Source organism: Mesorhizobium sp. LSHC420B00, from assembly GCF_000503055.1.
GTDB lineage: Bacteria > Pseudomonadota > Alphaproteobacteria > Rhizobiales > Rhizobiaceae > Mesorhizobium.
The window spans coordinates 62,930-77,480 of sequence record NZ_AYVY01000033.1; the positions used below are offsets into that span (position 1 = coordinate 62,930).

Annotated in this window: 13 protein-coding genes and 2 pseudogenes; 11 read left to right on the forward strand and 4 right to left on the reverse strand. The window is 62.6% G+C overall.

The window, feature by feature from the left end; translation table 11 throughout:
* Nucleotides 1-15: 15 nt before the first annotated feature.
* Together panC and panB are read right to left on the reverse strand one after the other, a co-directional pair.
* On the reverse strand, nt 16-876 hold the full coding sequence (gene panC / locus X760_RS68590; protein ID WP_023722071.1) for a pantoate--beta-alanine ligase: 861 nt from the start codon (nt 874-876) through the stop codon (nt 16-18).
* The gene (gene panB, locus X760_RS68595) at nt 873-1,733 is read right to left on the reverse strand and encodes a 3-methyl-2-oxobutanoate hydroxymethyltransferase (RefSeq protein WP_023722072.1); all 861 of its coding nucleotides are present in this window, start codon (nt 1,731-1,733) and stop codon (nt 873-875) included. The genes panC and panB overlap by 4 nt, the downstream gene beginning before the upstream one ends.
* Nucleotides 1,734-1,905: 172 nt before the next feature.
* On the opposite strand from panB, the gene X760_RS68600 reads away from it, so the two are divergent.
* The 10 genes and pseudogenes from X760_RS68600 (at nt 1,906) to X760_RS76725 (ending at nt 12,106) form a co-directional block, all read left to right on the forward strand.
* Nucleotides 1,906-2,874, forward strand: coding sequence for a membrane protein (locus X760_RS68600; RefSeq protein WP_023722073.1), 969 nt, complete (start codon nt 1,906-1,908; stop codon nt 2,872-2,874).
* 66 nt (nt 2,875-2,940) lie between these two features.
* Entirely contained in the window at nt 2,941-3,915 is a 975-nt protein-coding gene (nadA, locus tag X760_RS68605; RefSeq protein ID WP_023722074.1) for a quinolinate synthase NadA, read from the forward strand.
* On the forward strand, nt 3,912-5,453 hold the full coding sequence (locus tag X760_RS68610) for an L-aspartate oxidase (RefSeq protein WP_023722075.1): 1,542 nt from the start codon (nt 3,912-3,914) through the stop codon (nt 5,451-5,453). Before nadA ends, X760_RS68610 begins: the two co-directional genes overlap by 4 nt.
* Nucleotides 5,453-6,307 carry a carboxylating nicotinate-nucleotide diphosphorylase gene (gene nadC / locus X760_RS68615; protein WP_023722076.1) on the forward strand — a complete coding sequence of 285 codons (855 nt, stop codon included), beginning with the start codon at nt 5,453-5,455 and terminating at the stop codon, nt 6,305-6,307. The genes X760_RS68610 and nadC overlap by 1 nt, the downstream gene beginning before the upstream one ends.
* Nucleotides 6,308-6,402: 95 nt before the next feature.
* A complete protein-coding gene (bioB, locus tag X760_RS68620) occupies nt 6,403-7,401 on the forward strand; it encodes a biotin synthase BioB (RefSeq protein ID WP_036245685.1) in 999 nt (332 codons plus the stop codon).
* Nucleotides 7,398-8,537: an 8-amino-7-oxononanoate synthase gene (locus tag X760_RS68625; protein ID WP_023722078.1), complete on the forward strand. Its 1,140-nt coding sequence runs from the start codon at nt 7,398-7,400 to the stop codon at nt 8,535-8,537. The genes bioB and X760_RS68625 overlap by 4 nt, the downstream gene beginning before the upstream one ends.
* An 11-nt stretch (nt 8,538-8,548) precedes the next feature.
* On the forward strand, nt 8,549-9,184 hold the full coding sequence (bioD, locus tag X760_RS68630; RefSeq protein ID WP_031194973.1) for a dethiobiotin synthase: 636 nt from the start codon (nt 8,549-8,551) through the stop codon (nt 9,182-9,184).
* Nucleotides 9,184-10,449: an adenosylmethionine--8-amino-7-oxononanoate transaminase gene (locus X760_RS68635; RefSeq protein ID WP_023722080.1), complete on the forward strand. Its 1,266-nt coding sequence runs from the start codon at nt 9,184-9,186 to the stop codon at nt 10,447-10,449. The genes bioD and X760_RS68635 overlap by 1 nt, the downstream gene beginning before the upstream one ends.
* Nucleotides 10,446-11,503, forward strand: a pseudogene (locus tag X760_RS68640) (ketoacyl-ACP synthase III). The gene X760_RS68635 and the pseudogene X760_RS68640 overlap by 4 nt, the downstream one beginning before the upstream one ends.
* Nucleotides 11,504-11,728: 225 nt before the next feature.
* Entirely contained in the window at nt 11,729-12,106 is a 378-nt protein-coding gene (locus tag X760_RS76725; protein ID WP_156948249.1) for a hypothetical protein, read from the forward strand.
* Between the two features lie 727 nt (nt 12,107-12,833).
* Here the strand turns inward: X760_RS76725 and X760_RS68645 are convergent.
* Nucleotides 12,834-13,523 (reverse strand): annotated as a pseudogene (locus X760_RS68645) (S46 family peptidase).
* 4 nt (nt 13,524-13,527) lie between these two features.
* A complete protein-coding gene (locus tag X760_RS79215; RefSeq protein ID WP_348633255.1) occupies nt 13,528-13,803 on the reverse strand; it encodes a S46 family peptidase in 276 nt (91 codons plus the stop codon).
* Between the two features lie 478 nt (nt 13,804-14,281).
* On the opposite strand from X760_RS79215, the gene X760_RS68650 reads away from it, so the two are divergent.
* Nucleotides 14,282-14,551, forward strand: a 270-nt coding sequence (locus X760_RS68650) for a co-chaperone GroES (protein ID WP_023722088.1), incomplete at its 3' end; no start/stop codon positions are given.

Consider the following 14,551-nt stretch of genomic DNA (forward strand, 5'->3'; position numbering starts at 1 on the left):
GTGCCGAGAACCCCGTTAATCTGTTGAAACCCGTGATATTCTGACGTTGTCTATGAGCCGTGTGCCGCCGAGCCAGGCCGCGACAAGCAAGCGTGCAGGTCGGTCAAGGCTTGTCATGGGTCGCAGATCTGCCTCGTCGCGAAGTTCCAGGTATTCGACCTCGCGATAGCCCGCAGCCAGAATTGCTGCGCGCGCTTCGGCAAGCGTTGGCAGGACGGGCGAGCCGCGGGCAAGCCGCTCAGCCGTCTCGAGCAAGACCGATGATAGCTCGGGGGCAACAGCACGCTCTGCTTGCGAGAGCCGGACATTGCGCGATGATAGTGCAAGACCGTCGGCTTCGCGGACTGTCGGACAAGGAACAATGGTGATTGGAATATCCAGGTCCCGGGCCATACGCCTGACTAGCTGAAGCTGCTGAAAGTCCTTTTCGCCAAAGAAGCCGAAGTCAGCGCTGGTCTGCAGGAAGAGCTTGGCGACGACGGTCGCCACGCCATCGAAATGTCCCGGCCGGAAGGCACCGCACAGGCCCTCGCTGACACCGGACACCGAAACGGTCGTGGCGAAGGCCGCCGGATACATCTCCTCTGCGTCCGGCGCATAAAGCAGGTGCGCGCCAAGCGGTGCCAGCTTGGCGGCATCCTCGTCCTCGGTGCTCGGATACGCGGCGAGATCGGCCTGGCTGTTGAATTGCTTCGGGTTGACGAAGAGCGTCACGATCACCCGGTCGGCCTTCACGAGTGCCGCGCGCACCAGGCTGAGATGGCCCTCATGCAGGACGCCCATCGTTGGCACGACGGCAATCCTCACGCCCTCGCGGCGCCATGCGGCGACGATTTGGCGAAGCTGGGCAACGCTCCTGACAATCGGCACGCTCACGCTGCTTCTCCGCTCTTGGTGGCGTCCCCGTCGGCGGGCTTGGGCGCATCGGCAAACACGTGCTCGGCGGCCGGAAACTGGCGCTCCTTCACTTCCCGCGCATAGGCCGCGATCGCAGCCGCAGCGGCCTCCCCCAGTTCAGCATAGCGCTTGACGAATTTGGGTCGGAAGTCGCCGAAGAGGCCCAGCATGTCGTCGACGACGAGAATCTGGCCGTCACAGGCGGCCGAGGCACCGATGCCAATGGTCGGGGTCGCCACCTCCCCGGTGATCCGGCGGGCGAGCGCCTCGGGAACCTTCTCCAGCACGACCGCAAAGGCGCCCGCTTCGCTCACCGCAAGCGCGTCGCGCCTGATGCGCTCGGCATCCCCGCCTCTGCCCTGCACGCGGTAGCCACCGATGGTGTTGATCGACTGCGGCGTCAAGCCGACATGGGCCATGACCGGCACGCCGCGCGCGGCGAGGAAGCCGATCGTCTCTGCCATCGTTTCGCCGTCTTCGAGCTTGACGGCCGCGCAGCCGGTCTCGGCCATGACGCGCGCGGCATTGCGGAAAGCCTGCTCGGGGCTTTCCTCGAAGGAACCGAACGGCAGGTCGACGACCATCAGCGCCTGCTCGAGGCCACGGCGCACGGCCTGGCCGTGAATGATCATCATCTCCAGCGTCACACCGAGCGTCGAGGGCAGGCCGTGGAGAACCATGCCGACGCTGTCGCCGACCAGCACCACATCGCAATGGGGATCGACAAGCCGGGCGACTGGGGTCGTGTAGGCGGTAAGACAGACGAGCGGCGTCCCACCTTTGCGCGAACGAATATCCGGCGGTGTGATCGCCTTGGTGTCACCAAACGCACTCAATGGACCCTCCTTCCCCAACGTTACCAACCGCGGGTGTCGCGTTTGCCACATTTTTGTGCAAGTGCGAAGAGCTAAAAATGGCCGTGCAGCTGTGCGGTGTTGACGTGCGGACAGGCGCGCTTACATTTAATCGATTCAGGCGCTCCCTAGCTGGCCAACCACTTTCGCGAACATGGACGATCAGGCAAAAGGACCCAGGAAAGACAGAGCCGCCGTCAAGGCCGACGAAGTCAAAGTGGACCTGATCGCCTTTGTCGTCGCCGTAAACGACAGTGAACCCTGTGTCCTCACCATCGGCCAGGCGGACACCCTGCCCTCCGGACCATTTGCGCTTGAGCACCGATCGCTGCAATCCGGTTTGAGGGGGTGGGTCGAGCAGCAGACCGGCCATCCGCTGGGGTATATTGAGCAACTCTACACCTTCGCGGATCGGGATCGCATCGGCGCCGAGCGCCAGCAGCGCGTCATCTCCATCAGCTATCTCGCATTGACCCGCAAGGAACAGGCAGCTGGCTCGCCCAAGTGCGGCTGGCAGAGCTGGTATGAATATTTTCCATGGGAGGACCACCGCTCCGGCACGCCTCCGGTCGTGCTGGACGTTCTGCGACCGCGCCTGATTGAATGGGCAGACGGCGTCAGCGACGCGGCCACGCGACGTGAACGCTGGCAGCGGGCGACGATAGCCTTCGGCTTCGACGACCGCCTTTGGAACGAGGAACTCACGCTTCAACGCTATGAGTTAGTCTACGAAGCAGGCCTGGTCCAAGAGGCCGGAAGCGGACGGGACGCGACGCTGCCTCCGCTGGTGCCTAGCAAGTCTATGGTCGCCGATCATCGGCGCATCGTGGCGACCGGCATTGCGCGGCTGCGCTCCAAGATCAAATACCGGCCGGTCGTCTTTGAGCTGATGCCGCCGGTCTTCACGCTTTTGCAGCTGCAGCGAACCGTGGAGGCGCTTGCCGGCAGGCTCGTGCGTAAGCCGAACTTTCGCCGGCTGATCGAGCAGCAGGAGCTGGTCGAAGAGACCGGAGAGGCAACCGCGGAGACCGGCGGCCGGCCAGCGAAGCTTTACCGGTTCCGCCACGCCGTTCTCGACGAGAGGGTCATCGCCGGGACAAAATTGCCGCTGGCGCGGGGTTGACATCGCTTATACTCACAGCAAGTATATGCTGGTTATTTTCAACTAGAGTATAAGCTGGAGGGGTCGATGAGCGCCATGCTGCCTGCGACCGCGTTTCTCTACGAGCGCGTCCGACGAGTGATCCCGCCGATCGAATGGCCGGCTTTCGTCGAGGATATCGAGGCGATCATTGCACTGAAGCGCGAGCGCAACGCCATCATCCTGGCGCACAACTATCAGACCCCCGAGATCTTCCATTGCGTGGCCGACATCGTCGGCGACAGCTTGGCACTGGCCCGCACGGCTGCGACGATCGAGGCGCAAGTCATCGTGCTGGCCGGCGTACATTTCATGGCCGAAACGGCCAAGCTGCTCAATCCGCAAAAGACGGTGCTCATTCCCGACCTGCGGGCAGGCTGTTCGTTGGCGGAATCGATCACGGCAGAAGACGTGCGCTTGATGCGCCAGCGTTATCCCGGCGTGCCGATCATCACTTATGTCAACACGTCGGCCGAAGTGAAAGCCGAGTCGGATATCTGCTGTACATCCGGCAACGCCAAGGCGGTCGTCCAATCCCTTGGCGTTCCCCAGGTGATCATGTTGCCGGACGAATATCTGGCCCAGAATATCGCCGCCCAGACCGATGTGCAGATCATCGCCTGGAAAGGGCATTGCGAGGTGCATGAGCGCTTTACACCGGCCGACATCCGCGAGTTGCGCGAAAGCCATCCCGGCGTGATCGTGCTCGCGCATCCCGAATGCCCGCCCGACGTCGTGGCTGAAGCAGATTTTTCCGGCTCGACCGCTGCCATGTCCGACTATGTCGAGAGGCAAAGGCCGGCACGTGTCGTGCTGATGACGGAATGTTCGATGAGCGACAACGTCGCGTTAGCGCACCCAGAGGTCGAGTTCATCCGGCCCTGCAATTTGTGCCCTCACATGAAGCGGATCACGCTTGCCAACATCCGCATGGCGCTCGAGCAGAACCACCATATCGTAACCATCGAACCCGGGATCGCCGGGCGCGCGCGGCTTGCGGTCGAACGGATGCTGGCAATTTGAGCGCCGATGTCCGCAGCTTCTTCGGGCGGCCCATTATCATCGGCGGCGGCATCGCCGGATTGATGACCGCGCTTCAACTGGCGCCGGAGCCGGTGCTGCTTCTGTCCAGGACGCTGCTGGGAGCTGACAATTCGAGCACCTGGGCACAGGGTGGTCTGGCTGCAAGTTTCGGCGAAGACGACGATCCGGCACTGCACCTGGCCGATACGCTTGCCGCCGGGGATGGTCTCTGCGACACAGACGTGGCGAGCCGCATCCTCCAAGCCGCGCCCAAGGCGATAGAGGGGCTTGCGGGCTTTGGGGTTCCCTTCGACCGTACGTCGAAAGGATCACTGTGCCTCGGATTGGAGGCCGCACATAGCCGACGTCGCATCGTTCATGCGCATGGTGACGGCACCGGGCGTGAGATCATGCGTGCCCTGATCGCGGCTGTGCGTTCAACTCCGTCGATTGTTGTCGTGGAGGGCGTGGAAGCGCGCCGGCTGGCGGTGCGAGAGAATGCGATCCGAGGCGTCTGGGCGAGCTGTTCGATCGGACCTGTCTTCTTCGGCTCACGGCAGGTCGTCCTCGCCACCGGTGGGATCGGGGGACTGTTTCTCGACACCACGAATCCTTCGGGCAGTTGCGGACAGGGCCTGGCGCTTGCGGCCCGCGCTGGAGCTGTCTTTGCCGACCTCGAGTTCATCCAGTTCCACCCGACCGCGCTTGACGGCCCGGAACGCCCTATGGCGCTGGTCAGCGAGGCCGTCCGCGGCGAAGGTGCTGCCCTGATCGACGAAACCGGCCAGGCTTTTCTCCAGAGCGTGCCAGGGGCGGAACTTGCGCCTCGCGATGTCTTGGCGCGCGCCGTCTGGAACCATCTTGCCAACGGCCACCGTGTTTTTCTCGACGCGCGGCAACGGCCTGGCCCGGAATTTGCTCGACACTTCCCGACAATCGCATCAGCCTGTCGTGGAGCCGGCATCAATCCCGCGCGCGATCTCATCCCCATTCGTCCGGCCCAACACTACCACATGGGTGGCGTTGCCGTGGACGGCTCCGGTAGGACCTCCGTCAAGGGGCTGTGGGCCTGCGGCGAAGTCGCTTCGACAGGACTGCATGGCGCCAACAGGCTCGCCAGCAATTCCTTGACCGAGGCCGTCGTGTGCGCGCGCTGGGTCGCTGAAAGTGTCGCCGGAACGCCTGCTCGCAGAACAAGGCCTGCGGTTGCGGACGTTTACCCATCGCCCGCTCCGATACCCGTGCGTGTTTTCCTGTCGCGTGCACTGGGCATCGTCCGGGATGGTGAAGGTCTGAAAGCAGCCGCACGTGCCTTATTGCCGCTCGCCGAAAGCAAGGACGCGGCCTCGGATGCGGCGGCTGTCGGGCTAATGATCGCGGTTGCCGCCCTGTTGCGCCAAGAAAGCCGCGGCGCTCATTACCGGACAGATTTTCCTCATCATGCGACTGTCGCCCGACGGTCCGAAATCACCCTCGAAGCCGCCTTGGCCGCTGCGCGGGAACTCGGACACTCGCCAAGCCTCGAAGGGGCAAAGTGATGACGCTCTCACCGCTTCCCACGGTCATGCTTGAGCCGCTTGTAAGGGCAGCTCTTCTTGAAGACCTTGGCAGAGCCGGCGACTTGACCACGGAGGCCATCGTGCCGAAGGCACACCAAGCGGGAACCGTGCTGGCGGCGCGCCAGTCCGGAGTTGTCGCCGGCCTCGATCTGGCGATGCTCGCTTTCCGCTTGATTGATCCTGATGTCGAAATTTCGGTGGAGCGGGCAGACGGCTGCAATGTCATGGATGGAGAGGTCATTGCATCAGTGGTTGGCCCTGCCCGGGCCATTCTCACAGCCGAACGGACGGCACTCAATTTTTTGTGCCATCTGAGCGGCATCGCTACAGCAACGGCATCGATCGTCGCTGCGGTTCGTGGATATGGCGCGAAGATCGTCTGCACGCGCAAGACGACGCCCGGATTGAGGGCAGTCGAAAAGTATGCGGTGCGCGCGGGTGGCGGATCCAATCACCGTTTCGGCCTCGACGACGCAATTCTGATCAAGGACAACCACATCGCCATCGCAGGCGGCGTTCGCCCGGCGCTCGAGCGAGCACGAAGACGGGCCGGTCATCTCGTCAAGATCGAAGTCGAGGTCGATACGCTGGCCCAGTTGGAGGAGGTACTTGGCTTCGCTCCCGATGCGGTTCTGCTCGACAACATGTCCCTCGCCGATCTTCGCCGGGCCGTCGCAATCGTTGGCGGCCGTGCTATCACCGAGGCTTCTGGCGGGATCGCGTCCGATACAGCGCGAGCGATTGCCGCGACCGGCGTTGATCTGATTTCAGTCGGCCGACTGACCCACAGCGCGCCGATCCTGGATATCGGCCTCGACTATTGGGGCCCATGATTGCCTGAGGGACGAACAGGATCGAATCAAATGTCCTTTCCGATCGTCGTCAATCAGACAGCAAAGCAAGGCAGAACCGGAGGAACAGCATGGACATGCAAACAGCCAGTCCAACGCAGACATCGCCACAGGCTCAATCCCTTGACCCTGGAGCGTGGACCCTGGAGAAGGCTCAGGCACTTCACGATGCCCCCTTCAACAATCTCCTCTTCCTCGCGCAAACCGTGCACCGCCAGAATTTCGATCCCAACAAGGTCCAGCTCAGCCGGCTGCTCAGCATCAAGACGGGCGGATGCCCGGAGGATTGCGGCTATTGTAGCCAGTCGGCGCATCACGAGACCGGCCTGAAGGCGTCGAAGCTGATGGAGGTCCGGCGCGTCGTCGCCGAGGCGACCAAGGCGCGTGACGCCGGCGCAACCCGCTATTGCATGGGCGCGGCCTGGCGAAACCCCAAGGCGCGCGACATGGATGCGGTCGTGGCGATGGTCGAAGGCGTCAAGGCGCTGGGCATGGAAACCTGCATGACGCTCGGCATGCTCGATCTTGAGCAGGCGGCTCGTCTGAAACAGGCAGGCCTCGACTATTACAACCACAACATCGATACGTCGGAACGCTACTACAGCGAGATCATCAGCACGCGCAGCTTTGCCGAGCGGCTCGAGACGCTCGAGCACGTTCGCCAATCCGGCATCAAGGTCTGCTGCGGCGGCATTGTCGGCATGGGCGAGGAGCCGGTGGACCGGATCGGCATGCTGGTGACGCTGGCCAACCTGCCGGAACATCCGCAAAGCGTTCCGATCAACATGCTGATCCCGATCCCCGGCACCCCGCTTGCCGACGCCAAGCCGATCGAGCCGATCGAATTCGTGCGCGTGATCGCGCTGGCGCGCATCATGATGCCGAAATCGCATATCCGTCTTTCCGCCGGCCGTACGGCCATGACCGACGAGATGCAGGCGCTGTGCTTTTTTGCCGGCGCCAACTCGATCTTCGTCGGCGACACGCTGCTGACGGCGGACAATCCCGGTGAGGACAAGGATACCCTGCTGTTCCGGCGCCTTGGCATCGAGCCGATGGAACTCGAGGCGCAATGAACGGGGCACCGCTTGCCCGCTATGAGGCGACCTTGCAGGGACTGGCGCGCAAGGACCGGCTGCGGACGCTGAAGCCGCGCGCCGGGCGCGACTTCTCGTCGAACGACTATCTCGGGCTTGCCGCCTCGAAAAGACTTGGCGAAGCGGTTGCGGCGGCGATTGCGCGTGGCACGCCGGTAGGCGCCACCGGGTCGCGGCTGTTGCGCGGCAATGCGCCGGAACACGAGCAGCTCGAGGCAGACGCGGCGGCATTCTTTGGAGCCGACCGCGCGCTGTTCTTCGGCAGCGGCTACATCGCCAACTTCGCTCTGCTGACGGCGCTGCCGCAGAAGGGCGACCTTTTGGTCCTCGATGAGCTCGCCCATGCCAGCATGCATGAGGGTGCGCAGGCCGGGCGCGCACAGTTCGTGCTGGCCGCGCACAACGACGCCAACGCTGTCGACGATGCGATCACGCGTTGGCGCGCCGAAGGCGGCATGGGATGCGTCTGGATTGCAGTGGAAAGCCTTTACAGCATGGATGGCGACTGCGCGCCTTTGGAGAGCCTGGCCGCGCTTGCCGATCGGCACAACGCATTCATCATCGTTGACGAGGCGCATGCCACCGGCGTCTGGGGACCGGACGGCCGGGGGCTGGCCGCCGCTTTCGAGGGCCGCGACAACATCGTCGCGCTCCACACCTGCGGCAAGGCGCTCGGCGCATGTGGTGGGCTCGTGACCGGGCCGAGGACACTGTGCGAGTATCTGATCAACCGTTGCCGGCCATTCATCTACGCCACCGCGCCATCGCCGCTGATGGCGGTCGCGGCCCGCGAAGCGCTCGCAATGCTCGCCGACGAGCCTATGCGCCGTGTTCAGCTGCATGAACGCGTTGCCCTCGCAGGCCGCCAACTGGCCGATCGCTGCGGCGTGATACCAAGCGGCTCGCAGATCCAGCCAGTTGTCATCGGCGAGAACAGGCGCACCATGGCAGTGGCGGCGCGCCTGCAGGGCCGCGGCTTCGACATACGCGGCATTCGTCCGCCGACCGTAGCCGAGGGCACGTCGCGGCTGCGCATCTCACTGACGCTCAATATCGGCGAAGCCGACATTTCCGCCATGGTCGAGGCGCTCGTCGAGGTGTTGGCCCAGACATGACCGGAGGCGACATGACCAAGCGCATCGTCATCACCGGAACAGACACCGGAATTGGCAAGACGGTGTTTTCGGCCGGGCTTGCCGGCCTGCTTGACGGTTTCTACTGGAAGCCGGTGCAATCGGGCCTCGACGGCGAGACCGACAGCGAGGCGGTTGCGCGACTTGCCGGGCTGCCGTCGGGGCGCGTGCTGCCGGAAGCCTACCGCTTGAAGAGCCCGCTGTCGCCGCATCGTTCGGCCGAAATCGACGACGTTTCGATCGAGGCTGCCGATCTTTCGTTTCCGGTCCTGCCGACACCGCTCGTCATCGAAGGCGCCGGCGGGCTGATGGTGCCGCTGAACCGCCGGACAAGGTTCATCGACATATTCGAGCAATGGCAGTTGCCGGTCATTCTGTGCGCCCGCACCGCGCTCGGAACAATCAATCATACCCTGCTGTCGATCGAGGCCCTGCGGGCGCGCGCTATCCCGCTGGCTGGCATCGCCTTCATCGGCGATGAGATGACCGATACGCAACGGACGATCGTGGAATTCGGCGACGTGCCGCAACTCGGCAGGCTGCCGCACCTCGATCCGCTGACGGACAAAACGCTGAGACAAGCGATGATTGCCGGCTTCGACCTCGCTTTGATTGCCGGAGGCGGATAATGCCGCAATCCCGTGTGTGGCATCCCTTCACCCAGCACGCGCTCGAGCCGGCGATCCCTGAAATCGTCCTGGCTGAAGGCGCCTATCTCCACAAAGCCAATGGCGCGCGCATCCTGGACGCCATCTCATCCTGGTGGGTCGTCACGCATGGCCACCGCCATCCGCGCATCATAAAGGCTATCGAGACGACCGCGTCGAGCCTCGACCAGATTATCTTCGCTGGCTTCACGCACGAACCGGCCGAACGCCTGGCCAAGGCGCTTGTCGGTCTCGCTCCCTCCGGACTCGACTGGGTGTTCTATTCGGACAGCGGCTCGACCTCCGTCGAAGTCGCGCTGAAGATGGCGCTCGGCTATTTCCGCAACACCGGCGCTCCGCGCTCGCGCATCGCCGTCATGGAGCACAGCTATCACGGCGACACCATCGGCACGATGAGCGTCGGCGCCCGCGGCGTGTTTAACGCCGCCTACGAACCCTTGCTGTTCGAGGTCGACACCATTCCCTTCCCGGCCGCCGGGCGCGAGCAGGAAACACTGGATCGGTTCGAGGCCGTCAGCCGCGACCAGCGCGCCGCCGCCCTGATTGTCGAGCCGCTGGTGCTTGGCGCCGGCGGCATGCTGATGTATCCGGCCTGGGTTGTCACCGAATTGAAGAAGATCGCCGAGACCTCCGGCACGCTGCTGATCGCCGATGAGGTGATGACCGGCTGGGGACGCACCGGAACCATGTTCGCCTGCGAACAGGCATCGATCTCTCCTGATATCCTTTGCACCTCGAAAGGCTTGACCGGTGGCACCATCCCGCTCGCGGCCACGCTCGCCACCGATGCCATCTTCCAGGCCCACTATTCCGACGATCGGAAGAAGACTTTTTTCCACTCGAGTTCCTACACCGCCAATCCGATTGCCTGTGCGGCAGCACTCGCCAATGTCGAGATCTGGCGTGACGAGCCGGTGGCCGAGCGGATCGCGGCCTTGAGCGAGAGACAGGCCGCCGGGTTTCGACGCTTTCGCGACAATGCCAACTTCACCGACAGCCGCGCGATCGGCACGATCCTAGCTCTCGACCTGCGCGCCGGCTCTGCCGGCTATCTGGCCGAGATCGGACCTAAGCTGCGGGCCTTTTTCCTCGAGCTCGGCCTGCTTGTGCGCCCGCTCGGCAATGTCCTTTATCTCCTGCCGCCCTATTGCGTCACCGGCGACGAGCTCGATCGGCTCCATGACGCGATCGAGGAGGCCGGCGAACGCTTCGGCTCAAAGCCATGAGCAGGTTGTCGCGCCTTCTCGGGTTTGGCCATCATGCGCCTGGCCGAAAGGTGGCGAATGCCGAAATTGAGAACAATCTCGGCCTCGAACCGGGCTGGATCGAGCGGCGTACTGGAATCCGGTCGCGCTTCTGGGCAACGGACGAAGACACGCTGTCTGGTCTTGCTGCGCAGGCCGGCGCCATGGCGCTGGCCAGCGCCGGCATTGCGCGCCACGACATCGGTCTGCTGCTGCTTGCCACCTCGACGCCCGATCACCTCCTGCCGCCCAGCGCGCCCCTGGTCGCACATCGGCTGGGGCTCGACCGCGCCGGCGCTGTCGATCTGACCGGCGCCTGCGCCGGCTTCATCTATGCGCTNCACATCGGCTGGGGCTCGACCGCGCCGGCGCTGTCGATCTGACCGGCGCCTGCGCCGGCTTCATCTATGCGCTGATGTTTGCGGACGGATTTACCCGCCTGCACGGCAAAGCGAGCCTTGTTATCGCCGCCAATATCCTCAGCCGCCGCATCAATCCCTCTGAGCGCGCCAGCGCCGTGCTGTTTGCCGATGCCGCCGGCGCCGTCGTGATCGGTCCGTGCGAGGATACTGGTCGGGGGATTCTCGGTGCCTCCGTGGATTCGGACGGCTCGCGATACGGCCTGATCCAGATTCCCGCAGGAGGAAGCAACATCCCGTTCCACGGTGACCTCGACCTCGCGCAAACCCGAATGACGATGACCGACGGCCGCGAAGTGTTCGCAAAGGCCGTCGAGATGATGACCGATTGCTCGATAAGCGCGCTAGCCGCCGCCGGAGTGCGACCACAGGATGTCGACCGGTTCGTGCCGCATCAGGCCAATGCTCGCATTTTCGATGCGGTCGGGCGAAACCTCGGCGTTGCCGATCACCTGATCGTCAAAACGATCGCCGAATATGGCAACTCTTCCGCCGCGACGATCCCGCTCTCACTGTCGCTCGCCAATCAAGCGGAGCCGTTTCGGCCGGGCGAGAAAATACTCCTGGCGGCGGCAGGTGCGGGACTCAGCGGCGGGGCGCTCGTAGTCGGGATTTAGCCCAGCGAAGCTGCTCAACATCAGGACTGGCTCTGTGAGATGAATAGGACAACGGGACCAATGCGAAAATAGTCGCCGGCAAGCTGCACGGCATCCACGTCACCGAGCAAAGCTCAACTACCACGGTTCGATACTGCTCGACCCTGACCACGCGAAGAACCCGGGATCCTGCCAATGGATTCGTGGAGACATGGAGCAAGACTTCCGGCGCGCGAATCTCGACCTATGTCATCCTCGGCGAGCGCGGCTCTCGATGCTGCATCCTCAACGGCGCGGCCGCCCGGAACCTGCCAGTCCACTCCATCCATCTGGACGAAGCGCGCATTCCTCTCTGAAGCCGCGGATCGTTACGTTCGTCATCAACAATGTCGTTGGCTTCTCGCCGATGGCAATGCGCTGACGCGGACGGCGTTGGCGACTACATCGGCAGGGGCGCTTCAGCAGAACTTTCGCCGGTTGATGGAGCAGCAGGAACTGGTGGAGGAGACCGGCGAAAGTGCTTTTGACACGGGCGGTCGGCCGGCGAAGCTTTATCGCTTCCGCCACCATGTCCTCGACGAAACGGAGGTCGCCCGGACAAAATTGCCGCTGGCGCGGGCTTGACATCCTTTATACTCAACGTAGAAATATCCCTTATAATCAATTCGATTATAACGAGAAATTCATTCGCACCGTCCGAACCCACGGTCTCGCTCGGGAAGCCCGTATGAGTTGATCGAAGTGATCTTGGAAATGAAACGCCCGAGGACGGGCTTTCAACCTTTGTCGTGAAGGAGGTGCCGCGCGCCTGGGCCAATGCCTTGCGGCAACGGTGAAGGATGTATACCGCCAGTAAACGCGTTGCGTCAAAGTCGCTATCGAATGTACAGTTCGTCTAAATGTGCGATACGTTCGATTTGTGCAAGTAACACTTGGAAAAGTGTTGCATAAAAGAAACGTCCAATTACAGAAAGCAGGCAAGCTAAACTTTAAACTTGCACAAATGAGCGTGAGGCGCCCTGTTCCATGGCGCCTTTTTTACGGATTATCATTAGACTCTCTCCCGGGGAACTGTGGGTGAAGAAACAACGCATCGTCCTGCTGGCAGCTGTTTTGGCGTCTGCCTTTGGCTTTTTTTTGCTGATCCTGATCCTGCAGATGGTCAGTTTTTTGGTTGACTAGGCACGCGCAAGCGGGATGGATCGCGCAGAGACACGCGGAAGTTTTTTTCGCCAGCGAAACCCCGACGACCTGATGGGGAGTCGCGCCAGCAGGGTGGGAGCCACGTCCAGTGCCACCGACCATGCGAGATGCCGATTGTTGGCGCGTCTGTCAGTTCGCGCGGCCATATTCATTCTGGTGCCGATCTGTTGCCTTTTCTGCTTTTCCCATGCGTTTTAGGCCGAGCCAATTTGTGAAGCGGGCGGTCAATGGATCTGCGCCTCGCGATTGCCTGCCGTTGCCTGATTGATCTGGGCGGGATAATCCGAGAGCGAACGCTGCAACCGCGGTTCGAATTGCGCGAAGTTGAACCGGACTTCATCCGCGGTCAGGAACTGGTGGGTTGCGCCGGGAAAGCCGGCGACCATCACAAGGTCGCCTTCCTTGACGCCTTCACAGGCTATGGGTAGCCAACTCTTCGGCCGGTAAGGCACATTGTCGCGCGCATATGGCCGGGAGGAACCATCAGGAGCGACATAGGCGCGATAAAAGCCGAAGTGGCCCGTGTGGCGCAGCCACATCCAGTTGTCCGTTGGCCGCCGAAGTTGCCGATGCCGAGCGCGGGCGCATAGACGAGGCGCACGTCCTCGATTTCGAGCTTCTGCTGGAGATAGTAGGAGGCGCCGCCATAATAGGCCCCTACGTCGCAGCGGCGATTGGGCTATCCTTCACATGCGGCGATCAGGGCCTTGCGGTTCGTGGCGAGCCGCTCATAGCGGGCAAACCCATTCAGCTTGTCCGAGACGCCCTTGAGCATTTCGGCGGTCACATCCCGCATGTCCTCGATCACATGGATTCGGCTGCCTGGCGCCGCGGGCAATTCTTCACCCAGGGCTCTTCGCCAGAAAGCCGTCTGTGAGATAGTCCTGGCCCTCCTTGCTGCGGTATTGGATGGATTCGAACACGCAGTGATGATTGGTTGCGACCAGCCCTTGTGGACTGACGAACGAGGCGGAGCATCCGCCCAGTGATACGATCGCGTTGAGCGGGTCAGCGTACAGACGGCCGCATGGCCGCGCCCACTTCCGCAGTCTGGCCCGGCATCCACATACCTTCGTCCGCCGACGTAGCCGTGACCGTCCAGAGCAAGGCGATGGCAGTTGCTTTGGCCAAACATTTCAAATTCGAGTTCATGCTGACTGTCGCTCTCATCTTGCCTCCTGTTCTCCGCAGATTGGATTGGTGACTATCGGGATGGCCGGAGTCCTGGCGCCCGCGCGGCGGCCAACACCGTAAACACCGAGTGGACCCGTTAACCGCAAGAGTCCTGATGGCGCTCACCTCTCATATTTGTCGCGCGCAACGTTTGCGGATCATCCGCTGCACCAATCGTGCCAAATGAATAAAGCCTTCAGTTACAAATGGTGAGCCGCCCCATCCATGTCCGATCTCCGACGTCTTTCACGGAAAGGGCTCGGTGCTTCCACGCTCGTTTGCTCTTCGCCCGTCCCTCTTCCGTCTTGACTAGCAGGAGCCTACGGCCTATCTCACTGCCGCGTTAGCACTCGCTTCTGGTGAGTGCTAACCACGCTCCGGCAACGGAGAACCGTTCAACATCCGCACCAGGGAAATCCAAAAATGGCAAAGTCGAATTTCCGGCCGCTGCATGACCGCGTGGTCGTTCGCCGCGTCGAATCCGAAGCGAAGACCGCCGGCGGGATCATCATCCCCGATACGGCTAAGGAAAAGCCGCAGGAAGGCGAGATCATCGCCGTCGGTTCCGGCGCCCGCGACGAAGCCGGCAAGCTCGTCCCGCTGGACGTCAAGGCCGGCGACCGCATCCTGTTCGGCAAGTGGTCGGGCACCGAAGTCAAGCTCAATGGCGAAGACCTTCTGATCATGAAGGAA